Source organism: Microbacterium neimengense, from assembly GCF_054782995.1.
On sequence record NZ_BAAGRK010000003.1, the window covers coordinates 1,116,030 to 1,136,715 of the forward strand.

The window sequence follows — 20,686 nt, forward strand, 5'->3', positions numbered from 1 at the left end:
TGACGACACGATCGGGGCAAGGAGGTGAGCGGGATGGACGAGAACGAGATCGACGACGAGGCGCCGGTGTTCGCGATCGCGACGGCCGCGGAACTCGCCGGCATGCACCCGCAGACACTGCGTCAGTATGACCGGCTGGGTCTGGTCGTGCCCGGACGCACCAAGGGCGGCTCGCGCCGGTACTCGGTGCGCCACATCGAACAGCTGCGCGAGGTGTCGCGCCTGTCGGCGGACGGCATGAGCCTGCCCGCCATCGCCCGCATCATCGAGCTCGAGAATCGCGTGCGAGAGCTTCACGGCCGCGTGCGAGACCTCGAGAACGCGATGCGCGCTGAGCTCGAGCGGCGGCCCGGAGCGCGCGTGTTCGCCGCCGGCCCCTCGGGCTCCGTGGTCCCGCTGCGCTCGGGCACGCGCGTGCGTCGCTCCACCGAGATCGTGGTGTGGAGACCCCGGCGCGAGCTGCCGCCCGGGAACTGAGTCCACCGCGCGGCGATTTGACCCGCGGACGAGCACGATGCAACGCTGACTGTTAACCGACGACAGTGAGGTGCTCGTGTCCGATCTCCGCCCCCTCGCCATGGGTGACCAGATAGCCCACCGTCTTCGCGTCGAGATCATCAAGGGGATCATCCCCGCCGACACGCACCTCGCCGAGGACGCCCTCGCGACGCGTTTCGACGTCAGCCGCGGCCCGGTGCGCGATGCCTTGCGGCATCTGGAGGCGGAGGGTCTGGTCGAGGACCGCCGCAAGCGCATCTACACGCGCGCTGTGGGCATGACCGACATCGAGGAGCTGTACATGCTGCGCGAGGTGCTCGAGTCCCTCGCCATCCGCCTCGCCATCGCCAACGCCAGCTCGAAGGATTGGGACAGGGTCCAGGCGATCGTCGACGACATGGCCGCCGCCGCCGAGAGCAATGACGGCGAGCGTTTCGCGGATGCGGACATGCAGTTCCACACGAGCTTCTACGTCAACGCGCGCAACCGTCGGCTCATGGAAGCGTGGCGCCCGTACCAGCGCATCTTCGCCATCTTGTTCGAGCTCAGCGACACGAGCGACATCGCCTCGGCAACCGCCGATCATCAGGGCTTTCTCGATGTGATCCGTACCGGGGACGCCGATGCCGCGGTCAAGCGACTGCACCTGCATCTGACGCTGGCCAAGGGGCACGTGCGCGACGCTCTGCGCAGCCTTCCCGACGCCGCTCACTGACGGCTACGTCGTCGATACCCGCGCCACGGGTATTTGACACGGCCCGTTTGCTGTCCTATGTTGACTGTTAACAGAAAACAGATCGTTCAACGGTGACCGGTCGCTCCGCCTGGAGCAGCCCTGACCCGTTTCGAGGAGGGGCTCCCAGATGGCAGGACACGATTCGACCGCACCGGTGGGTGCAGGTCGCACCGTCATCGTCGGACCGGTTCGCTACCCGGCCCTGTGCGCCTCCGGCCGCGCGCTGCTCCTCGAGCACGGCTTCACGCTCGTCGAGAACGAGTCCACCGTGCCGTGGACGGCCGAGGAGCTCCACGCGCGCATCGCGGATGCCGACGCCGCCGTCGCCGGCGTCGAGGTCTACGACGCCGCCGCGCTCGAGCGCGCCGGCCGGTTGCAGATCATCTCCCGCCTCGGCGTGGGGCTCGACAACATCGACCTCGACGCAGCCCGCGCCCGTGACATCCGCGTCGTGAACGTTCCCGGCGGCAACGCCGCGGCGGTCGCCGAACTGGCAATCGGCTTCATGCTGGCGCTGCTGCGCCGCATCCCCGAGCTGGACGCGGCGACCAAGAACGGTCGATGGGATCGCTACGTCGGCCGCGAGCTTGCGGGAAAGAGCATCGGCCTCATCGGCTTCGGCGCCATCGCGCAGACCGTCGCACGCCGCCTCGCCGGCTTCGACGTCGACCTCGTGGCCTTCGACCCGTTCGCCGACCGGCAGACGGCCGAGCGTCTGGGCGTGCGCCTCGTCGACCGCGTCACGGATGTCGTGCGCGACGTCGACATCGTCTCGGTTCACGCGCCCCACACCCCCGACACGCACCACACCGTCGACGACGACCTGATCGCCGGGATGCGTCCCGGCACCCTCCTCATCAACACGAGCCGCGGCGGCCTGGTCGATGAGGCGGCGCTCGTGCGCGGACTCGCGTCCGGCCGCATCGGCGGGGTAGGACTGGACGTGTTCGAGGTGGAGCCCGTCGCCGCGGACAACCCCCTCTTCTCCTTCCCCAACGTCGTCGTGGCCCCCCACGCCGCCGCCGACAGCGCGGAGGCGTACGAGCGCATCGGCCTCGCCACCGCGCAGGCCATCGTCGACGTCTTCGCGGGCCGTGTGCCCGCCGCCCTCGCCTTCTGACCCGAACCCCACGCACCACCCACCTCCTGAAAGGAACAACGATGTTCACGACACGCAGACCCCGTCGGCTGGTCATCGGTATCGCCGCCGGCGCCGTCGCGGCGCTGGGCCTCACCGCCTGCGCCAGCGGCACAGGCGACGCGGGCGATTCCGCCGACGTCTCCGAGATCACGGTCGTCGCCGCCAACAGCCCCTGGGTCGAAGGTCTGAAGACCCTCGGCGCCCAGTACGAGCAGGAGACCGGCGTCAAGGTCAACATCGAGGCCTACGGCAACGAGCAGCTCAACGACAACTACAAGGTCAAGCTCAACGCCCAGTCCGCCGACTTCGACGTCATGGCCTTCCAGGTGCAGGACGTCATGCGCGAGTTCTCTCGCAACGGCTGGCTCACCGACATGACCGAGCAGGTCGAAAGCGACGCCGACTGGAACTGGGAGGACTTCCAGTCCGCCGCCCGCGACGCCGTGGAGCTCGACGGGGTCGTCTACGGCGTTCCCGTCATGACCGAGCGTCAGATCGTCTACTACCGCACCGACCTGCTCGAGGCGGCCGGCATCGCCGTGCCCAAGACGCTCGATGAGCTGAAGGCGGCGGCCGCCGCCCTCAACGACCCGGACAACGGGATGTACGGAATCGCCATGCGCGGCTCCCGCGTGCCGCTGGTCACGCAGCTGTCGTCGTTCCTCTACAGCTTCGGCGGCGACTTCCAGGACGAGGACGGCAACGCCAGCGTCGACACCCCGGAGGCGAAGAAGGCCTACGAGTTCTACGGCGACCTGCTGCGCGAGTCGGGCCCTCCCGGAGCCACCAACATGGGCTGGGTCGAGGCATCCGCCCTCTTCGCGCAGGGCAAAGCGGCGTTCTACATCGACGCCGACAGCCAGGCGTACACCTTCCTGGATGCGGACAACAGCGCCGTCGTCGACACCGTCGGCTTCGCGCAGTTCCCCGAGGGACCGGCCGGCTCGAAGTTCTACAACATCGTCCCGCAGACCGTCGGCATCAACGCCTTCTCCAAGAAGAAGGAGGCCGCGTGGGAGTTCATCAAGTGGGTGACCAACGAGGAGAACACCAAGTGGCTGCTGGCCAACGAGACGGTTCCCGGCGCGCGTGAGTCGGCCTGGAACGACGCCGAGGCCACCGCATCCTTCCCCGCGGGTCTCGTCGAGATCATCCAGAACGTGGGCGACCACGGCGTCGGCCACGACAGGCCCCAGCTCGAGCAGGTCGCCGCGGCCCGTGAGATCGTCGGCGGTCCCGCCATCACCGCGATCGAGGGAGGCGACGTCGCAGACGCCGCCAAGACCGCGAACACGCAGTTCCAGGAACTGCTCGACTCCGAGAAGTGATCTCCCGGTCCCGGGCGGCGCTCGCCGCCCGGGACCACCCGGACCAAGGAGGCTCCGTGTCCTCGCTCACCGCGCGCAGGTCGACGTACGGCAACCGCGCTCTCAACTGGATCGACGCTCGTCTGAAGTGGATCCTGATCGTCCCGTCGGTGCTGTTCATCGCGCTGCTGATCGCGTTCCCGATCGGTTACACGGTCTTCCTCTCGCTCACCGACTCGGCGGGCGCCGTCACCCGGCCCTTCTCGTTCGTCGGCCTCGACAACTACGTCACCTGGCTCAGCGACACCGACCGGTTCTGGCCGGCGGTCGGCCGCACCGCCTACTTCACGATTCTGGCGCTGGGCATCGAGCTCATCCTGGGCCTGGCGATCGCGCTCCTGCTGCGCAAGACCTTCCGCGGTCAGGGCCTGGTGCGCGTGTTCATCCTGCTGCCGCTCGTGGCCACGCCCGTCGCCGTCGGCATGATGTGGCTGCTGATCTTCGAGCCGTCCATCGGCTTCGCCAACAGCGTCATGCAGTTCCTCGGCCTTCCGCGTCAAGGCTGGCTGAGCGATCCCTCGACCGCGTTGAACACCCTCGTTTTCATCGACGTGTGGCAGTGGACGCCGATGGTCATCCTGATCCTCCTCGCCGGTCTGTCGACCCTCCCGGAGGAACCGGACGAGGCGGCCCGTGTGGACGGCGCCAACGCGTGGCAGCGCTTCCGTCACATCACCCTGCCGCTGCTCGCCCCGGTGATCGGTGCCGCCGCCATCCTCCGTTCCATCGATGCGATGAAGACCTTCGACATCATCTACGCCACCAAGGGCATCGGAGGCGGATCGAGCCACGAGGCCGAGACGCTCAACATCCTCGCCTACGGGCAGGCGTTCCAGTTCTCGCAGTACGGCAAGGCATCGGCGCTGCTGATCCTCTTCTTCCTGCTGATCGTGGTGGTGCTGCTGGCCCTCGCGATCCTTCGCAAGAAAGGAACCCGGGTATGAGTGAGACCCGCGCCCTCGTCCAGCCCGTCGGCCGTCGCGGCCGTCGCGCTGCCGCCCCGAAGCGTCGCCCCCGCCGCCCGATCGACATCGCAGGCCAGACCGCGCGCGTCGTCGGAATCGTCCTGGTCGTGCTCGCCTTCCTCGTGCCGCTGGTGTGGATGCTGCTCGCGAGCTTCAAGCGCAACCTCGACGTCGTGAACCCCGATAAGATGTTCGCGTTCGAGCCGACGCTCAAGAACTACGAGACCGTCTTCACGGTGCAGAACTTCCTGCCGGTCATCGGCAACAGCCTGCTCGTCGGTGTCGGAGCCACCCTGCTCGCGCTCGTGATCGGTGTGCCCGCGGCCTACGGCATCGCCCGGTACAAGGTGCGCAGCACGACCGGGTTCCTGCTGATGGCGCGCGTGATCCCCGGTGTCAGCCTGCTGATCCCGTGGTACTTCCTCTTCTCGCAGGTGCAGCTCGTCGGCAGCTACACGGTGCTGATCCTCACGCACCTGTTCGTGACGATGCCGCTCGTGGTGGCGATCATGTCGAGCTTCTTCGACGGCATCCCGACGGAACTGGAGGAAGCGGCGCAGATCGACGGCTCGAGCAAGATCGGCGCCTTCGTGCGCGTCGTTCTCCCCCTGTCGCTGCCCGGCATCGCGACGGCGTCGATCCTGTCCTTCATCTTCAGCTGGAACAACTTCCTGTTCGCCCTGGTGCTCTCCAGTCAGTCCACGCGCACGCTGCCCGTCGCGATCGTGAACTTCACGAGCTACGCGTCGGTGGATTGGGGTGGGCTCATGGCCGCTGCGGTGGTCATCACGGTGCCGGTCATGATCGTGGCGCTGTTCGCGCAGCGCTACGTCGTCAGCGGCCTGACCGCCGGCGCGACCAAGGGCTGACATGGGTGAGGCATCACGCACCGCGTGGGTCGTCGGCGGCGGAACCGGCATCGGTCGCGCTGCGGCCCAGGCGCTCGCCCGCGACGGGTTCCACGTCGTCGTGTCGGGCCGTCGGGCGGCGGAGCTGGACACGACTCTCGATGCGGTCCATCAGAGCGGCGGTGCCGCATCCGCTCTCGTGCTCGACGTCACCGACGACGCCGCCGTGCAGGATGCGGTCGCGCGTCTCACCGAGAGCCACGGCCACATCGACACCCTGGTCTACTGCGCGGGCACGAACGTCGCCGGACGGTTCTGGGACCAGGTGTCGGCGACCGACATCGCGCACGTCATGGACGTGAATCTCCAGGGCGCGGTGCGCGCGGTCCACGCGGCGCTGCCCGGGATGCGAGCGGCGGGTGCGGGACTCGTCGTGCTGGTCTCCTCGTGGGCCGCGTGGCGCCACTCGCCCGGCGCGGGCGCCGCCTACGCCATGAGCAAGACCTCGCTCGGCGTGATGGCCGAGACGCTCAATGCCCAGGAGCGGCTGCACGGCATCCGTGCCACGCACCTGTGTCCCGGCGAGGTGGCCACCGACATCCTCGACACCCGGCCGAACCCGCCCTCCGCCGAAGCGCGCGCCCTCATGCTCGCGCCCGACGACGTGGGCGAGACCGTGGCCTGGATCGCCCGCCAGCCGACGCGCGTGTGCGTGAACGAGCTGGTCCTGACTCCCACCGCCAACACCTCCTACGCGTGAGCGGCTCGCTCCGCATCCTCTGAAAGGCACCGACATGACCCGTCGCGACATCGTGACCGCCATCCCCACCAGCTTCCACGCCGACGGCTCGCTCGACCTCGACGGCAGTCGCTCGATCTTCCGGTACGTCGGCGAGTCCGGCAACGAGGGCGCCTTCGTGCTCGGCACCACGGGCGAGTTCCCCGCGGTCGACGACGACGAGTTCGCGCAGCTCATCCGCGCCGCGGTCGAGGGCCTCGCTGGCCGCATGCGCGTCATCGCCCACGTCGGACAGCCGAGCGCCTACGAGGCCGTGCGCCGCGTGAAGATCGCGAAGGATGCCGGCGTCACCGAGTTCGCCGCCCTCACCCCCTACTACCTGCCCGCTGCCGAGTCGGCCGTCTACGACTACTTCGTGCAGGTCGCCGAAGCGGTCGGCGACGGTGCCCTCTACGTCTACATCTATCCGCGACGCAGCGGCATCACCGTGAGCCCCGAGTTGCTGGCGCGCCTCGCCCAGCTCGGCCCGGTGGTGGGCGCCAAGGTCAGCGAGCTCAGCCTCGACGAGCTCGCCGCGTACCGCGCGGTCGTTCCGGACGAATTCATCCTCTACACCGGTGCCGACAAGGATCTCGTGGCCGCAGGCAAGGTGGGTGCGCAAGGCGTCGTCTCCGGCGTCTCCTCGGTGCTCCCGAAGCCCTTCCGCGCGCTCGCTGCGGCGGCGGATACCGGCGATGCCCAGAAGATCGCGGACGCCCAGGCCGCGGTCGACGACATCGTCTCGGTCATCGGCGGGGACATGGCGCGGATGAAGGCCGCGTACCGGTCGATGGGCGTCGCCGACGGCACCTGCCGGATGGCTCTCGTGCAGCCCGACGAGGCGGCGCTCGCCGAGATCGAGCGCGTCATCGCGACGTACCGCTGAGTCTGCCGTGGCATCGTCCGTCGCCGTGCTCGGCAGCGCCAACATGGACCTCGTCGTCCGTGTCGCCTCCGCGGTGCGCCCGGGGGAGACCGTCAGCGGGTCGTCGTTCGCGACGGGGCCGGGCGGCAAAGGGCTGAACCAGGCTGTCGCCGCCGCGCGTGCCGGGGCGAACGTCTGCTTCCTGGGAGCGGTCGGCGCGGATGAGTTCGGGGGGCGCCTGCGCGGCTTCCTCCTCGCCGAGGGGATCGACGCATCCGGACTCGTGCCGAGCGCGGAGCCCACCGGAGTCGCGGCCATCACGGTCACCGACGACGGCGAGAACGCCATCGTCGTCGTCGCGGGGGCGAACGGGGGCGACCGGCTGTCAGACTCCGACCGGGCCGCGATCGCCGGCGCCGGCTACCTCGTCCTCCAGTTGGAGCGGCCGGTCGTGCTGGTGCTGGAGGCCATGCGGTGGGCCCGCGGACACGGCGTGACGACGGTGCTGACGCCGGCGCCTGTGCCCGATGCCCACATCGACGAGCTGGTCTCGCTGAGCGACATCCTTCTGGTCAACGAACACGAGGCCGCCGCGCTGAGCGGCGATGCGGATGCGGCGGGCGCTGCCCGCGTGCTCAGCCGTGCCGCCGGGACGGTCGTCGTGACCCTCGGTGCCGAGGGCGCGCTGGTCGCGCAGGGCGGCGAGGTCACGGCCACCGTGGCCGCGCGTCCTGTCACCGCCGTCGACACCACCGGTGCGGGCGACACCTTCGCCGGCGTCCTGATCGCTTGGCTGGCCGCCGGCGCCACGTTCCACTCCTCGCTCGAGGCCGCATCCGCTGCGGCCGCTCTCACCGTCACCCGTCCGGGGGCCGCGGCGTCGATGCCGCGACGCGCCGACATCCTCACCGCTCTGCAAGGAGAACGATCATGACCTACATCCTCCCCACGGCACCTGCCGCTCTCGTGGCGCCGCCGCACACCGCGTACCTGATCTCGTCGGGCGACCTCCGCGAGTCGGCGAACACCGCCGGCTGGCCCGCGCAGGTCGAGCTGGAAGCCGCCGTGACCCGCGTGCTCGGCGATCTCGGCTGGAGCGTGATCAGGGCCAACGACGTCGACCCCGCCACCGGTCACGGCTTCATCTCGAGCCAGCGCATGGGCATGGAGGTGTTCAAGAGCATCCCGGCCGATGCGCCGCTCATCGTCGCCGAGGCGGTGTGGCAGTACTCGCACCACGTGCTCGCGGGGCTGCGCACCCACCGCGGTCCGATCCTCACGGTCGCGAACTTCGCCGGCGAGTGGCCGGGCCTCGTGGGCCTGCTGGGGCTGAACGCGGGCCTGACGAAGATGGGCACGCCGTACGCGACGATCTGGTCGGTCGACTTCGCGGACGACTGGTTCCGCGAGGGGCTGCTCGAGTGGACGCGCACCGGCCGCATCACCCACGACACCTCCCACGTGCGGCCGCTGCCCGCGCTGCCGGAGAGCCCGGAGCGGGAGCTCGGCGAGGCGATCGGCCGACAGCTGCGCGAGGAGAAGGCCATCATCGGCGTCTTCGACGAGGGCTGCATGGGCATGTACAACGCGATCTTCGACGACGAGCTGCTGAACCCGACCGGCATCTACAAGGAGCGGCTGTCGCAGTCCGCGCTCTACGCCGAGATGCTCGCCGTCACGGATGCGGACGCCGACGCCGCGTTCGACTGGCTGATCGAGCGGGGGATGACGTTCCGCTTCGGCGAGGACCCGGCCACCGAGCTCACCCGCGACCAGGTCCAGTGGCAGCTGAAGATGTACATCGCCGCGCTGCGCATCGCGGACGACTTCGGTCTGGATGCGGTCGGCATCCAGTACCAGCAGGGCCTGAAGGACCTCGTGCCCGCATCCGATCTCGCCGAGGGCATCCTCAACACGAGCGAGCGGCCGCCGGTGTTCTCACGCGACGGCCGCCGGGAGCTGCACGCCGGCCGGGCGTTGCCGCACTTCAACGAGGCCGACGAGGGCGTCGCGGTCGACGCGCTCGTGACCGACCGCGTGTGGCGCGCGATGGGACTCGTGCCCGACAACACGCTGCACGATGTGCGGTGGGGCGAGGAGTTCGACGGCGAGTTCGTGTGGGTCTACGAGATCTCGGGGTCCGTTCCCGCATCCCACCTCGGCGGCTGGGACAAGGCCGAGGGGTGGCGTCAGGGACACGTCTTCTTCCCCGCGGGCGGCGCGACGATCAACGGCGTCAGCAAGCCGGGCGAGCTCGTCGTCTCGCGGGTGTTCATCGCCGAGGGCGTGCTGCAGGCCGACATCTTCCGGGCGAGCGCGGTCGAGCTGCCCGAGGAGGAGTCCCGCCGGCGCAAGGAGGCGACGAACCCGGAGTGGCCCATCGCCCACGTCGTGCTGCACGGCATCGGCCGCGACCAGTTCATGGCCCGTCACAAGGCGAACCACGCTCAGGTCGTCTACGCGCCGGACGCCGAGACGGCCGACCGTGCGCTGATCGCGAAGGCCGCGGCCTTCGACGCCATGGGCATCCGGGTCAACCTGGTCGGCGACGTCGCCGTGTGAGGCGGCCGGGTGCGCTCTAGAGTGCAGGTGTGCACGGGGACGGGCGGCAGCAACGCGGCGCGGGGGTGAACCCGCGCGGTGAGACCGCGGCCACCGCCAGGTGGGAGCGGATGACGTACTGGCCGCTGACGGTGGCGGCGCTCGTGTTCATCCTGACCCAGACTGTGCACGTCATCGCGGACGTGTCAGGAGTCGCCGCGATCATCACCTCGTCGATCCTCGCGATCACCTGGGTGATGTTCATCGGCGACTACCTCGCGCGGCTGTCCATGTCGCGGCCGAAGGGGCGATGGTTCCGCACGCACCTCTTCGACCTCGCCGTGGCGCTGCTTCCCTTCCTGCGTCCCGTGCGCCTGCTCGGGGCGCTCACGCGCGTCGCTTCTTTCACCCGCACCGCCGCCAGCTCGCTACGGGCAAGGATGCTCGTGTACGGCATCGCCGCGGCGCTGCTGTTGATCTGGACGGCGGCCCTCGCCGTGCTCGACGTGGAACGTCGCGCGGCGGGCAGCAACATCCGAAGTTTCGGGGACGCGGTGTGGTGGGCGTTCTGCACCGTGACGACGGTGGGCTATGGCGATTTCACCCCCGTCACCGTGCCAGGGCGCACGGTCGCGGTCGCGCTCATGGTGGGCGGGGTCGTGCTCGTGGGACTCATCGTCGCCACCTTCTCGTCGTGGGTCATGGAGCGCGTCACCCGCGGCCATCCGGAGCAGCTGCCCGCCACCCGCGCCGACGTCGCGCGGCTCGAGCAAGAGCTGGCGGCAACACGGGCGGCGCTCGCCGCCGCGGAGAAGCCCACGCCCTGAGCGAAATCCTCCCGCCGGTGGATGCGGGGTGTCGGAGCTCGGGCCTAACCTGTGCACGGCGTGTGAACCGCGCCCCGCCCGGGGAGGCATCGTGCTCGTAAAACTCCTGCTGCGCTATCTCGCGCCCTACCGCTGGTGGCTGCTGGGTCTGCTGGTCTTCCAGTTCGCCTCAGCCATGGCATCGCTGTACCTGCCGCGTCTGAACGCCGACATCATCGACAAGGGAGTCGCCCGCGGCGACACCGGCTACATCTGGTCGACCGGCACGCTCATGCTCGTGATCTCGCTCGGGCAGATCACCGCATCCGTCATCGCGACCTTCTTCGCCGCCCGCGCCGCGATGTCCGCGGGCCGCGACATCCGCCGTGACGTGTTCCAGAAGGTCAGCGGCTTCTCCGAGCGCGAGGTGTCGCAGTTCGGCCCCGGGTCGCTCATCACCCGCAACACCAACGACGTCCAGCAGGTGCAGATGCTCGCGATGATGGGCTCCACGATGCTCGTCACCGCGCCTCTGCTGGCCATCGGCGGCATCGTCATGGCGGTGCAGCAGGACGTGGGGCTGAGCTGGCTGATCGCCGTGGCGGTGCCCGCGCTGCTGATCGTGGCGGGCCTCATCATCGCCCGCATGGTGCCGTTGTTCCGGCAGTTCCAGAAGAAGCTCGATGCCGTCAACCGCGTGATGCGCGAGCAGCTCACCGGCGTGCGTGTCGTGCGCGCGTTCGTGCGCGAGTCGATCGAGGCCGAGCGCTTCCGCCTCGCGAACACCGACATCATGATCATCGGGCGCAAGGTCGGGTCCCTCTTCGTCCTCCTGTTCCCGCTCGCGATGCTCGTGCTCAACGTCACGGTCGTCGGAGTGATCTGGTTCGGCGGCCGTCAGATCGACGCCGGGGGCGTCGAGGTCGGAACGCTCTTCGCCTTCATGCAGTACGTCGGGCAGATCCTCATGGGTGTGCTCATGGCGAGCTTCATGACGATCATGATCCCGCGCGCCGCCGTGTCGGCCGAGCGCATCGGCGAGGTGCTCGACGCCGAGGGCGGGCTTGCCCGCCCCCCGCAGCCCGTCACAGTGTTCCCCGCGGCCGGAACCCTCGAGCTCGACGACGTGTCGTTCAGCTACCCCGGCGCGAACGCCCCCGTGCTGCAGGGCATCTCCTTCCACGCGGAACGGGGCGAGACCGTCGCGATCGTCGGTTCGACCGGCTCCGGCAAGTCCACCCTCGTCTCGCTCATCCCGCGGCTGTTCGACGTCACCGGCGGTGCCGTGCGGGTGGCGGGCGTCGATGTGCGCGAGGCGGATCTCGACCTGCTGTGGAAGGGCATCGGCCTCGTGCCGCAACGCCCGTTCCTGTTCAGCGGAACCGTCGCCTCCAACCTGCGCTTCGGTCGGGAGGAGGCGAGCGACGACGAGCTGTGGGAGGCGCTCGAGATCGCCCAGGCCAGGGACTTCGTGTCCGAGATGGCCGGCGGGCTCGAGGCGACCATCGCGCAGGGCGGCACGAACGTCTCGGGCGGCCAGCGTCAGCGCCTCGCGATCGCCCGGGCCATCGTGCACCGCCCCGACCTGTTCGTCTTCGACGACTCGTTCTCCGCGCTCGACCTGCGCACGGACGCCAGGCTCCGCCAAGCGCTCTGGGAACGCCTGCCGGAGGTGACCAAGATCGTCGTCGCGCAGCGGATCTCGACTGTCACGGGCGCCGACCGCATCGTTGTGCTCGACGGAGGTCGCATGGTGGGTGCGGGCACGCACGAAGAACTGCTCGCCGACAACGACACGTATCGAGAGATCGTCGAATCGCAGCTGGGGGTGGACGCATGAGCACGCCCGATGCACCGACCGAAGAAGAGCGCCTCGAACTGGAGCTCGCCGAACAGGCGCGCCAGAACTCGGGCAGCTGGGACTCCGTCGCACCCGGCAAGGCCGCGAACTTCGGCAAGTCCTTCCTGCGGCTCATCGGGCTGCTGAAGCCCCATGCCCTCGCCTTCACGCTCGTCTCGCTGGCGGGTGCCGCCGGCGTCGTGCTGGCCGTCATCGCCCCGCGCGTTCTCGGCGAGGCGACCAACGTCATCTTCGAGGGCGTGGTCTCCGCCGGCCTCGGCGGCCAGTTCCCGGCGGGCACCTCGCAGGCCGACGTGGTCGCCGCCCTGCAGGCGGCGGGCCAGGGGGACATCGCCAACATCGTCGGAGCCATGCCGAACTTCGAGGTCGGCGCGGGCATCGACTTCGAGCGACTGCGGGTGGTCACCATGGCCGCCCTGGCGATCTACATCGCCTCCGCCGTGCTCACCTGGTTCCAGGGCTACGTGATCAACGTGATCATGGTGCGCACGATGTGGCGCCTACGCGAGTCCGTCGAGGCGAAGATCAACCGTCTGCCGCTGTCGTATTTCGACCGGGTGCAGCGCGGTGAGCTCATCTCCCGCGTCACGAACGACATCGACAACATCACGCAGACGATGCAGCAGTCGCTGTCCACCGTGGTGACGTCGGTGCTGACGGTCGTCGGCGTGCTCGTGATGATGTTCTCCATCTCGTGGCAGCTCGCCCTCGTCGCCCTCGTGTCACTGCCGCTCATGGCGGTGATCTTCGGCGTCATCGGACCGAAGTCGCAGAAGTCCTTCGCGTTGCAGTGGCGCAAGGTGGGGCGGCTCAACGCACGCGTCGAGGAGTCCTTCTCGGGCCACGCGCTCGTCAAGGTCTACGGACGCGAGGCGGATGCGCGCGAGAAGTTCCAGGCCGAGAACGAGGAGCTGTACCGGGCGAGCTTCCGGGCCCAGTTCCTCTCGGGCATCATCATGCCGGGCATGATGTTCGTCGGAAACCTCACCTACGTGGGCATCGCGGTGCTCGGGGCGTTGATGGTGGCGTCGGGGCAGCTGCGTCTCGGCGACGTGCAGGCCTTCATCCAGTACTCGCAGCAGTTCACGCAGCCGCTGTCGGAGCTGGGCGGGATGGCGGCCGTCATCCAGTCGGGCACCGCATCCGCCGAGCGGGTGTTCGATCTGCTCGACGCCGAGGAGCAGGAGCCCGACTCCGACGACGCTCCCGCGCCCGCGGGCGGCCGGGGCGTCATCGAGTTCCAGAACGTCGCGTTCTCCTACTCGCCCGACAACCCCCTCATCACCGACCTGTCGTTCCGGGTCGAGCCCGGACAGACGGTGGCGATCGTCGGACCCACCGGCGCCGGCAAGACGACGCTCGTCAACCTGATCATGCGTTTCTACGAGCTCGACGGCGGCCGCATCCTGCTCGACGGCCAGGACATTGCCGAACTCACGCGCAACGATGTCCGCTCGCGCACCGGCATGGTGCTGCAGGACCCATGGCTGTTCGCGGGGTCCATCCGCGAGAACATCCGCTACGGCCGCGCCGATGCCACCGACGAAGAAGTGATCGAGGCCGCCGTCGCGACGCGCGTCGATCCGTTCGTGCAGACGCTCCCGGACGGCTACGACACGGTCCTCGATGAGGATGCGGCGAACGTGTCCGCGGGCGAGAAGCAGCTCATCACGATCGCCCGCGCGTTCGTGGCACGCCCCGAGGTGCTGATCCTCGACGAGGCCACCAGCTCGGTCGACACCCGCACCGAGCTGCTGCTGCAGCACGCGATGGCGGCGCTGCGCGAGGGACGCACCTCGTTCGTGATCGCGCACCGGCTCTCGACGATCCGCGACGCGGATCTCATCCTCGTGATGGAGCACGGCGACATCGTCGAACAGGGCACGCACGAGCAGCTCATCGCCGCCGAGGGCGCCTATTGGCGTCTGTACCGCTCGCAGTTCGAGCAGGCCGCGACCGAGCTGGTCGAAGAGGCGTCCGGGGCCCCTGCGGCGACGGCCGAAGCGGCGGCGGAGTCGGTGACCGCCGAAGACGTTCCCTCGGCCCCCGTCCCGCCGTCGGCGCCGCCCGCCCCCGGCGTTCCCTCGAGCTGAGCCTGACCGCCCGGTCCGTCGGGACCGGCCGGTCAGGTCGGGTCGATGCGCAGGATGTCGGGCGACTCGCCGATCGGCAGGTCATCGACCGCTCGCAGCGTGCGGGCGAGCGCATCCACCGCCGGGACGGCGGTCTTCACGCGCTCCCGGTCGCCGAAGACGGCGGTCAGCGTGACGAGGTGCGTTCCGATGTCCCACGTGTAGGTCGCGAACGGCGGCGACTTCGGGTTCGACGGCAGATCCATCAGCAGACGCTCGCCCGTGCCGAGGTGCGGATTGCGGAAATCCTCGGTGTCGTCGTACTCCATGGGCATCATGGCGCGCGCCGTACGCAACTGCGGCGTGGCCTCCTGCACCTGCGCGAGGACGACGACGAGCTCCGGGTCGGCGCGCCACATCCACGCCAGGACGCGTCCGGCGGCGCGTCGCATGAGCAACGGCGTCGCCTGGCTCATGAGCCAGGCAGCGAAGCCGCTGCCCGTGCGCTGCTCGGCGCCCGCTGCGAGCGAGCCCTGTGCCATCAGCATCCGCAGCGCCTTCTTGCGGTGACGACGGCCCCGCAGCCCCAACGAATCGGTGACGGGAACCCACTGGGCCTCATCGGCGTCGGCCTGCAATCGCATCATGACAACCAGAGTAGGCGGGGTGCCTCGGTGGTGCTCGGGAGGGCTCCGGTAGACTCGGCATGCCTGCGCACCCCGCAAACGACCCCCCCCAGAGAGGCAGCCACCACACGTGACTACCCCCTCGACGCCCGATGTCCCCGAACCGGCGCCCGATACCGACCGCCCCCTCACGATCGTCATGGGCTGCGACACGTTCGCTCCCGACGTGAACGGTGCCGCACGTTTTGCCGAGCGCCTCGCCGCCGGTCTGACGAGCCGGGGCCACGATGTGCACGTCGTCGCCCCTGGCCTCAAGTACCGCACGTATCCGCCGGCGACCGAGATCATCGAGGGCGTGCCGGTCATGGTGCACCGGCTGCCGGCTGTGCGCTGGAAGCCGCACGACTGGCTCCGTTTCGTGTGGCCGTGGCGCTCCAAGCACTATGCGCGTCAGGTTCTCGACAGCGTGAAGCCGGATGTCGTGCACATCCAGTCCCACATCGTCATCGGTCGCGGCCTCGCGCGAGAGGCGCGCAAGCGTGGCATCCCGGTCGTCGCCACCAACCACGTCATGGCCGAGAACATCCTCGACTTCACGACGCTGCCGCCCGTGCTCGACAAGGTCTTCGTCAAGCTCGCGTGGGATGACGCATCGCGCACCTTCGACATGGCGCGCGCAGTCACCACCCCCACACGCCGTGCGGCCGACTTCCTCGAAGCGACGATCGACATCCACGGTGTCATCCCCATCAGCTGCGGCATCGACGCCTCCGGGTACACGGCGGATCTGTCCCCGCGCGACGGCAACCGCATCCTGTTCGTCGGGCGCCTCACCACCGAGAAGCACGTCGACACCCTGCTGCAGGCCCTGACCAAGCTCGACCCCGCTCTCAACGCCACCGTCGAGATCGTCGGCGGCGGCGACCAGCGCAGGTCGCTGGACGCGCTCGTGCAGCAGCTGGGACTCACCGACCGCGTGACGTTCCACGGTCGTGTGGAGGAGGAGGAGCTGCGCCGCATCCTCAGCCGTGCGTCCGTCTTCGCGATGCCCTCGATCGCCGAGCTGCAGTCGATCGCCACGATGGAGGCGATGGCGTCGGGTCTGCCCGTCGTGGCCGCCGACGCGCTCGCCCTCCCGCACCTCGTGCACGACGGCGAGAACGGCTGGCTCTTCCGGCCCCAGAACGCCGCCGACCTCGCCGAGAAGCTCACGCGGGTGCTCACCGCATCTCCCGAGGAGTATCGCGCGATGCAGGAGGCATCCCTGAAGGGTGTCGAGATCCACGACATCGCGCGCACCCTCGACACCTTCGAGAAGCTGTACCGGGGCCAGCCGGTCGAGCCGTGACGGCAGCCGGGCCGCTTCGGCTGTTCTTCGACGCGCGGTACATCCGTACGGACTTCCACGACGGCATCAGCCGTTACTCCGCGGAGCTCGCCGCCGCGGTGGCGGCGGCCGCGGCGGATGCCGGTGTCGAGGTCACCTTCCTGGTGCACGACGCCCGGCAGATCCCGCTGCTGCCGGCCGGTGCGCAGACGCTCGCAATCCACGCGCCGACCTCGTGGCGCGAGCCGTTCACGGCTCGGCTCCTCAACCGATTCGCGCCGGACGTCGTCTTCTCGCCGATGCAGACGATCGGCACGGGCGGGCGTCGCTACCGCGTCATCCTCACGCTGCACGACACGATCTACTACCGCCACCGCACGCCTCCGAGGGATCTGCCCACCCCGGTGCGTCTGGGCTGGCGACTCTTCCACCTCAGCTACCTTCCGCAGCGGCTCACCCTCAACGCGGCCGATGTGGTGGCCACGGTCAGCGAGACGAGCAAGCGGCAGTTCGCGGACGTGAACCTCACGTCCCGCCCCGTCGTCGTGATCCCCAATGCCCCGCAGCGCCTGGCCGACCGCCTCGACGGCGTCGCGGTGGATGCGAGCGGACCCGTGCGCAACATCGTCTATATGGGCTCGTTCATGCCGTACAAGAACGTGCGCAACCTCGTGCGCGCGATGGCGTCGCTTCCGGGTCGCACCCTGCACCTGCTCAGCCGCATCTCGACCGAGCGCCGCGCCGAGCTCGAGGCGATCACGCCCGCCGGCGCCGACATCGTGTTCCACAACGGCGTGAGCGACGAGGAGTACGCGCGCCTGCTCGCCGACCGCGCGGTGCTCGCGACGACGAGCCTCGACGAGGGCTACGGCCTGCCGATCGCCGAGGCGCTGGAACTGGGCGTGCCCGCCGTCGTCACCGACCTCGAGATCTTCCGTGAGGTGGCCGGCGACGGCGCCCTGTACGTCGATCCGCACGACCCGCGGGCGTTCGCCGCGGCCGTCGCGAGGCTGGACGATCCCGACGTGCACGCCGCGACCATCGCCGCCGGTCGGGACCACGTGGCCCGGTTCTCCTGGGAGCGCTCGGCCCGCATCCTGCTCGACACCGTGCGGGCGATGACCCCCCACCCGCGCGCCTCGCGTCCCTGACCCCGTCCCGCGGGACTGACCCGCATCCCGCGCGCGCCGGCCCGGGAGTTACGCGCGGGCGGTGGCGCCGGCGTGCTCGAGCGACGCGCGATGCGGCGTCTCGGGCGTCGGGGCCGCAGCTCGGGTCCCTTGACCAGGAGCCGCGGGGACGACGGGCCCGGCGTGCGCGGTGGGGGTGGTGGTTGGGGCGGGGGCGGTGGCCGCGCGGGCGGAGGGGGCGACGGGGTCGTCGCGGTCGGGGAGGCGGCTCCAGTCGGTGCGCACCGGGCCGTAACCGTCTCGCGCGACGGCGATGACGGTGGCGGTGATGGCCACGATCGAGAGGATGCCGAGGACGATGAGTGCGATCATGGCAGAAAAGCTACGTGTTGTGCGATCGTGCCACGACTGGCAGGATTGCCCATAAGCGCGTTAATCCTGCCAACCCGGGAGATCTGATGAGAACTGTCGCCGTCGTCGTCCAGCACGGGTTCACCCCGTTCGAATTCGGCTTGGCGTGCGAGGCGTTCGGCCTCGATCGCACCGACGACGGCATCCCGATGTTCGACTTCCGCGTCTGCGCCATAGAGCCGGGCGCCATCATGTCCAACCTCGGCTTCTCGATCAATGTCGAGCACGACCTCTCGTTCGCCGACGAGGCCGACCTGGTGGTCGTCACGCCGGTCCCGCGCGACACCTGGGGCACGATCGACGCGCGGCTTGCCGACGTGCTACGTCGGGCGGAGCGCCGCAACGCCTGGCTGCTGAGCGTGTGCAGCGGGTCGTTCGTGCTCGCCGCATCCGGCGTTCTCGACGGACGCCGCGCGACGACGCACTGGAAGTACACGGATCGCATGTCCGAGATGTACCCGAGCCTCGACATCGACCCGGACGTGCTCTACGTGCAGGACGGCAAGGTCATCACGAGCGCGGGGACGGCGGCAGGGCTGGATGCGTGTCTGCATCTGCTTCGGCAGGAGCTCGGCGCCGAGGCGACCAACACCATCGCGCGCCGCATGGTCGTGGCCCCGCAGCGCGAGGGCGGGCAGGCGCAGTTCATCTCGCGCCCGCTCGCGCAGACCGCGTCGCTTTCGCTGGCTCCCGTGACGGAGTGGATGGTGCAGAACCTCCGCCAGGATCTGTCGGTCGAGCAGCTCGCGGCGAAGGCGCACATGTCGCCCCGCACATTCGCGCGGCGGTTCAAGGCCGACCTCGGCGCGACACCGGCCTCCTGGCTCGCCCGCCAGCGGGTGCTGCACGCGCAGCGCCTGCTCGAGCAGACGGACTACGGTCTCGACCGCATCGCCGCCGAGTGCGGGTTCGGATCCGCGGCCGTGCTGCGGCAGAACTTCACCCGCGTGCTGTCGACGACGCCGACCGCCTACCGGGCGCGGTTCGCGTGCCCCGCCGACGAGCCGATCGCCGCCGTCGCCTGAGTCCCGGGCCGCGCGCTGGCGCGCAGCCCGGTGCCGCTCCCGGCCACGACCATCCCGAGGGCGACCGTGATCTGCAGGTTGAGCGCCTCCTTGGCCTGCTCGTAGAGGCTCGAGCCCGTGCCGCGCTGCACGAGGAAGACGATGAGGCTGGGGATGAACGAGAACAGGATGCCGCCCAGGTGCGTCAGCACGGCCAGCGTGTGGGACGTGGAGCCGGTCTCAGCGGTGGGCTGGGGCATGGAGGTCATGGGGGGATGTTCCTCTCGGAAAGCGGATGCGGGTACGCCCGACGGGTAGCGGGCCGACGTGAGAGTGCGGCCCCGCCGGCGGAGCAGGGGCGCATCGCTGAGCGATCGTCACCTCCTGCCCCGCAAGATTGACGTCCGCGATGCGGGGCGCGAGCATCGAAGGCGGATGGGATCGCCCATCGTCGTGATCGCGCACCACCGCGGCGAGGGGAGGAGGTCCGTATGCCCCACAGTCTGAGTCGGCCGACGCCGGTCACCCGCCTGCGCCGGCTTCCCGTTCAGGAGCGTTCGAACGAGCGGGTGGAGGGGCTGCTGCGCGCCGCCGCATCCGTCGTCGACCGGGTGGGCTCGATCGAGCTCACTCCTGCCCTCGTCGCCGAGGAGGCGCATACCTCCGTCGGCACCGTCTACCGCTACTTCCCGGACGCCAAGGCCGTCATCGTCGCGCTCGGCGAACGCAACTTCCGGCTGTTGCGGCGTCTCATCGCGACGGCGCTCGCGCAGCCGCATCCGGATTGGCAGAGCGTGTTCCACGCGCTCGTACGGTCGCTGCTCACGGCGTACCGCACCATCCCCTCGTTCCGGGCGATCCGCACCGCTGGATGGCTGCTCGTGGATATTCCGGCGCGGGAAGCGCCTGCCGACCTCACGATCCTCGACGACGTCATTGCAGCGCTCGAGCGCCAGGATGCGGTGACGCTCACGCCGAACGCGCGCGCGGCGCTCGGGCGCGCGTTCGTGGTGGTCGACGCCCTGGTGCTCGCGGCGTTCCAGCGGGCCGCCACCGGTGATGCGGAGACGCTGCACCTGGCCGTGCGGCTCGGGACGCGGGAGGCGGCCACCGCCTTCGCTCAGGCGGACGGCTCGGCGCGGCTGGATGAGGCCCCGCTCGCGGACTGACCGCCCACGCCACTTCGCTGCAATCGCCGCGCCAGGGCCACGCCGCCGAGGGCGGCGACGGTCGGCGCAACGAAGGAGAGGGTGATCGTGAGCAGTTGCGCGGCGAGCGGCATGGGCGTCATCACACCCGTCGTGTACGACACGGCGATGCTCGCGAGTCCGGCGACGATGCCGCCGCACACGTGCAGCACGAGCGTCCAGCGGTGGTAGCGCGTGACGAGGAACGGGAGCTCGCAGGCCGCGGCCCACCAAAGGGTCGCGACGATGACGGATGCGCCCTGCGGGCTGAACGGCGTCATCGCCAGGCCCGCGATGAGACCCGTGAGAACGCCGACACCGGGGCGGCGAAGCAGCGCCAGCGCGAGCGTCGCCGGCACCGCCCAGAGCCCGGCGAGGACGTACGCCGACGGCGGGAAGACCGGGATCATCAGCTTGGCGGTGAGGTTCGCGACCGTCAGGAGCACGGCGGCGGCCGCGCCGATCGCGGCGCAGCTGAGGAGCACGCGGGTCGTCAGGGGTGTGCGTGAGGCTCGGATCACCG

At 69.7% G+C, this 20,686-nt stretch carries 21 protein-coding genes; 17 read left to right on the plus strand and 4 right to left on the minus strand.

Annotated elements, in window-relative coordinates:
- The first annotated feature begins 33 nt into the window (after nucleotides 1-33).
- From ACYVJS_RS08165 to ACYVJS_RS08225, 13 genes are all read left to right on the plus strand, one after another.
- Nucleotides 34-477, plus strand: coding sequence for a heat shock protein transcriptional repressor HspR (locus ACYVJS_RS08165; RefSeq protein WP_460739426.1), 444 nt, complete (start codon nucleotides 34-36; stop codon nucleotides 475-477).
- A 76-nt stretch (nucleotides 478-553) separates the two neighbouring features.
- On the plus strand, nucleotides 554-1,213 hold the full coding sequence (locus tag ACYVJS_RS08170; RefSeq protein WP_137418626.1) for a GntR family transcriptional regulator: 660 nt from the start codon (nucleotides 554-556) through the stop codon (nucleotides 1,211-1,213).
- Nucleotides 1,214-1,361: 148 nt separating this feature from the next.
- Nucleotides 1,362-2,354 (plus strand): phosphoglycerate dehydrogenase, encoded by a 993-nt coding sequence (locus ACYVJS_RS08175; RefSeq protein WP_460739428.1) that lies wholly within the window; start codon nucleotides 1,362-1,364, stop codon nucleotides 2,352-2,354.
- A 41-nt stretch (nucleotides 2,355-2,395) separates the two neighbouring features.
- Nucleotides 2,396-3,703, plus strand: a complete 1,308-nt coding sequence (locus ACYVJS_RS08180) for an ABC transporter substrate-binding protein (RefSeq protein WP_460739430.1) — start codon at nucleotides 2,396-2,398, stop codon at nucleotides 3,701-3,703.
- A gap of 56 nt (nucleotides 3,704-3,759) precedes the next feature.
- Entirely contained in the window at nucleotides 3,760-4,686 is a 927-nt protein-coding gene (locus ACYVJS_RS08185; protein ID WP_460739432.1) for a carbohydrate ABC transporter permease, read from the plus strand.
- Nucleotides 4,683-5,576, plus strand: coding sequence for a carbohydrate ABC transporter permease (locus ACYVJS_RS08190; RefSeq protein WP_234073979.1), 894 nt, complete (start codon nucleotides 4,683-4,685; stop codon nucleotides 5,574-5,576). The genes ACYVJS_RS08185 and ACYVJS_RS08190 overlap by 4 nt, the downstream gene beginning before the upstream one ends.
- 1 nt (nucleotide 5,577) lies before the next feature.
- The gene (locus ACYVJS_RS08195; protein ID WP_460739435.1) at nucleotides 5,578-6,315 is read left to right on the plus strand and encodes an SDR family oxidoreductase; all 738 of its coding nucleotides are present in this window, start codon (nucleotides 5,578-5,580) and stop codon (nucleotides 6,313-6,315) included.
- Between the two features lie 34 nt (nucleotides 6,316-6,349).
- Nucleotides 6,350-7,219: a dihydrodipicolinate synthase family protein gene (locus ACYVJS_RS08200; RefSeq protein ID WP_460739437.1), complete on the plus strand. Its 870-nt coding sequence runs from the start codon at nucleotides 6,350-6,352 to the stop codon at nucleotides 7,217-7,219.
- A gap of 7 nt (nucleotides 7,220-7,226) precedes the next feature.
- Nucleotides 7,227-8,132 (plus strand): ribokinase, encoded by a 906-nt coding sequence (locus tag ACYVJS_RS08205; RefSeq protein ID WP_460739439.1) that lies wholly within the window; start codon nucleotides 7,227-7,229, stop codon nucleotides 8,130-8,132.
- The gene (locus ACYVJS_RS08210; RefSeq protein WP_460739441.1) at nucleotides 8,129-9,760 is read left to right on the plus strand and encodes a fucose isomerase; all 1,632 of its coding nucleotides are present in this window, start codon (nucleotides 8,129-8,131) and stop codon (nucleotides 9,758-9,760) included. The genes ACYVJS_RS08205 and ACYVJS_RS08210 overlap by 4 nt, the downstream gene beginning before the upstream one ends.
- 29 nt (nucleotides 9,761-9,789) lie before the next feature.
- Complete coding sequence (locus ACYVJS_RS08215; protein WP_460739443.1) at nucleotides 9,790-10,566, plus strand: potassium channel family protein; 777 nt, start codon at nucleotides 9,790-9,792, stop codon at nucleotides 10,564-10,566.
- Nucleotides 10,567-10,657: 91 nt separating this feature from the next.
- Entirely contained in the window at nucleotides 10,658-12,385 is a 1,728-nt protein-coding gene (locus tag ACYVJS_RS08220; protein ID WP_460739445.1) for an ABC transporter ATP-binding protein, read from the plus strand.
- Complete coding sequence (locus ACYVJS_RS08225; protein ID WP_460739447.1) at nucleotides 12,382-14,499, plus strand: ABC transporter ATP-binding protein; 2,118 nt, start codon at nucleotides 12,382-12,384, stop codon at nucleotides 14,497-14,499. The genes ACYVJS_RS08220 and ACYVJS_RS08225 overlap by 4 nt, the downstream gene beginning before the upstream one ends.
- A gap of 32 nt (nucleotides 14,500-14,531) precedes the next feature.
- Here ACYVJS_RS08225 and ACYVJS_RS08230 read toward each other — a convergent pair whose 3' ends face one another.
- Nucleotides 14,532-15,125, minus strand: a complete 594-nt coding sequence (locus ACYVJS_RS08230; protein WP_460739449.1) for a hypothetical protein — start codon at nucleotides 15,123-15,125, stop codon at nucleotides 14,532-14,534.
- A gap of 109 nt (nucleotides 15,126-15,234) precedes the next feature.
- Between ACYVJS_RS08230 and ACYVJS_RS08235 the strand changes: the two genes are divergently transcribed.
- Nucleotides 15,235-16,452, plus strand: a complete 1,218-nt coding sequence (locus ACYVJS_RS08235; protein WP_460739451.1) for a glycosyltransferase — start codon at nucleotides 15,235-15,237, stop codon at nucleotides 16,450-16,452.
- Entirely contained in the window at nucleotides 16,449-17,582 is a 1,134-nt protein-coding gene (locus ACYVJS_RS08240; protein ID WP_460739453.1) for a glycosyltransferase family 4 protein, read from the plus strand. The genes ACYVJS_RS08235 and ACYVJS_RS08240 overlap by 4 nt, the downstream gene beginning before the upstream one ends.
- Nucleotides 17,583-17,630: 48 nt before the next feature.
- Here ACYVJS_RS08240 and ACYVJS_RS08245 read toward each other — a convergent pair whose 3' ends face one another.
- Nucleotides 17,631-17,933 carry a hypothetical protein gene (locus ACYVJS_RS08245; protein ID WP_460739455.1) on the minus strand — a complete coding sequence of 101 codons (303 nt, stop codon included), beginning with the start codon at nucleotides 17,931-17,933 and terminating at the stop codon, nucleotides 17,631-17,633.
- 86 nt (nucleotides 17,934-18,019) lie between these two features.
- Here ACYVJS_RS08245 and ACYVJS_RS08250 point away from each other — a divergent pair, with 86 nt between their 5' ends.
- Nucleotides 18,020-18,997: a helix-turn-helix domain-containing protein gene (locus ACYVJS_RS08250; protein ID WP_460739457.1), complete on the plus strand. Its 978-nt coding sequence runs from the start codon at nucleotides 18,020-18,022 to the stop codon at nucleotides 18,995-18,997.
- On the opposite strand, the gene ACYVJS_RS08255 is transcribed toward ACYVJS_RS08250, so the two are convergent.
- Nucleotides 18,943-19,245 carry a DUF4870 domain-containing protein gene (locus tag ACYVJS_RS08255; RefSeq protein WP_460739459.1) on the minus strand — a complete coding sequence of 101 codons (303 nt, stop codon included), beginning with the start codon at nucleotides 19,243-19,245 and terminating at the stop codon, nucleotides 18,943-18,945. The two genes, ACYVJS_RS08250 and ACYVJS_RS08255, sit on opposite strands and share 55 nt — an antisense overlap.
- Before the next feature lie 222 nt (nucleotides 19,246-19,467).
- Here ACYVJS_RS08255 and ACYVJS_RS08260 point away from each other — a divergent pair, with 222 nt between their 5' ends.
- Entirely contained in the window at nucleotides 19,468-20,145 is a 678-nt protein-coding gene (locus ACYVJS_RS08260; protein WP_460739461.1) for a TetR/AcrR family transcriptional regulator, read from the plus strand.
- Here the strand turns inward: ACYVJS_RS08260 and ACYVJS_RS08265 are convergent.
- Nucleotides 20,097-20,684 carry an ECF transporter S component gene (locus ACYVJS_RS08265; RefSeq protein WP_460739463.1) on the minus strand — a complete coding sequence of 196 codons (588 nt, stop codon included), beginning with the start codon at nucleotides 20,682-20,684 and terminating at the stop codon, nucleotides 20,097-20,099. The genes ACYVJS_RS08260 and ACYVJS_RS08265 overlap by 49 nt on opposite strands.
- Between the last annotated feature and the right edge of the window lie 2 nt (nucleotides 20,685-20,686).

Bases quoted from the DNA above. Each gene is read 5' to 3' on its own strand.
- ACYVJS_RS08195 (WP_460739435.1), top strand. From the start codon at position 5,578: ATGGGTGAGGCATCACGCACCGCGTGGGTCGTCGGCGGCGGAACCGGC.
- ACYVJS_RS08225 (WP_460739447.1), top strand. From the start codon at position 12,382: ATGAGCACGCCCGATGCACCGACCGAAGAAGAGCGCCTCGAACTGGAG.
- ACYVJS_RS08200 (WP_460739437.1), top strand. From the start codon at position 6,350: ATGACCCGTCGCGACATCGTGACCGCCATCCCCACCAGCTTCCACGCC.
- ACYVJS_RS08230 (WP_460739449.1), bottom strand. From the start codon at position 15,125: ATGATGCGATTGCAGGCCGACGCCGATGAGGCCCAGTGGGTTCCCGTC.
- ACYVJS_RS08260 (WP_460739461.1), top strand. From the start codon at position 19,468: ATGCCCCACAGTCTGAGTCGGCCGACGCCGGTCACCCGCCTGCGCCGG.
- ACYVJS_RS08175 (WP_460739428.1), top strand. From the start codon at position 1,362: ATGGCAGGACACGATTCGACCGCACCGGTGGGTGCAGGTCGCACCGTC.
- ACYVJS_RS08245 (WP_460739455.1), bottom strand. From the start codon at position 17,933: ATGATCGCACTCATCGTCCTCGGCATCCTCTCGATCGTGGCCATCACC.
- ACYVJS_RS08210 (WP_460739441.1), top strand. From the start codon at position 8,129: ATGACCTACATCCTCCCCACGGCACCTGCCGCTCTCGTGGCGCCGCCG.
- ACYVJS_RS08190 (WP_234073979.1), top strand. From the start codon at position 4,683: ATGAGTGAGACCCGCGCCCTCGTCCAGCCCGTCGGCCGTCGCGGCCGT.
- ACYVJS_RS08255 (WP_460739459.1), bottom strand. From the start codon at position 19,245: ATGACCTCCATGCCCCAGCCCACCGCTGAGACCGGCTCCACGTCCCAC.
- ACYVJS_RS08250 (WP_460739457.1), top strand. From the start codon at position 18,020: ATGAGAACTGTCGCCGTCGTCGTCCAGCACGGGTTCACCCCGTTCGAA.
- ACYVJS_RS08165 (WP_460739426.1), top strand. From the start codon at position 34: ATGGACGAGAACGAGATCGACGACGAGGCGCCGGTGTTCGCGATCGCG.
- ACYVJS_RS08180 (WP_460739430.1), top strand. From the start codon at position 2,396: ATGTTCACGACACGCAGACCCCGTCGGCTGGTCATCGGTATCGCCGCC.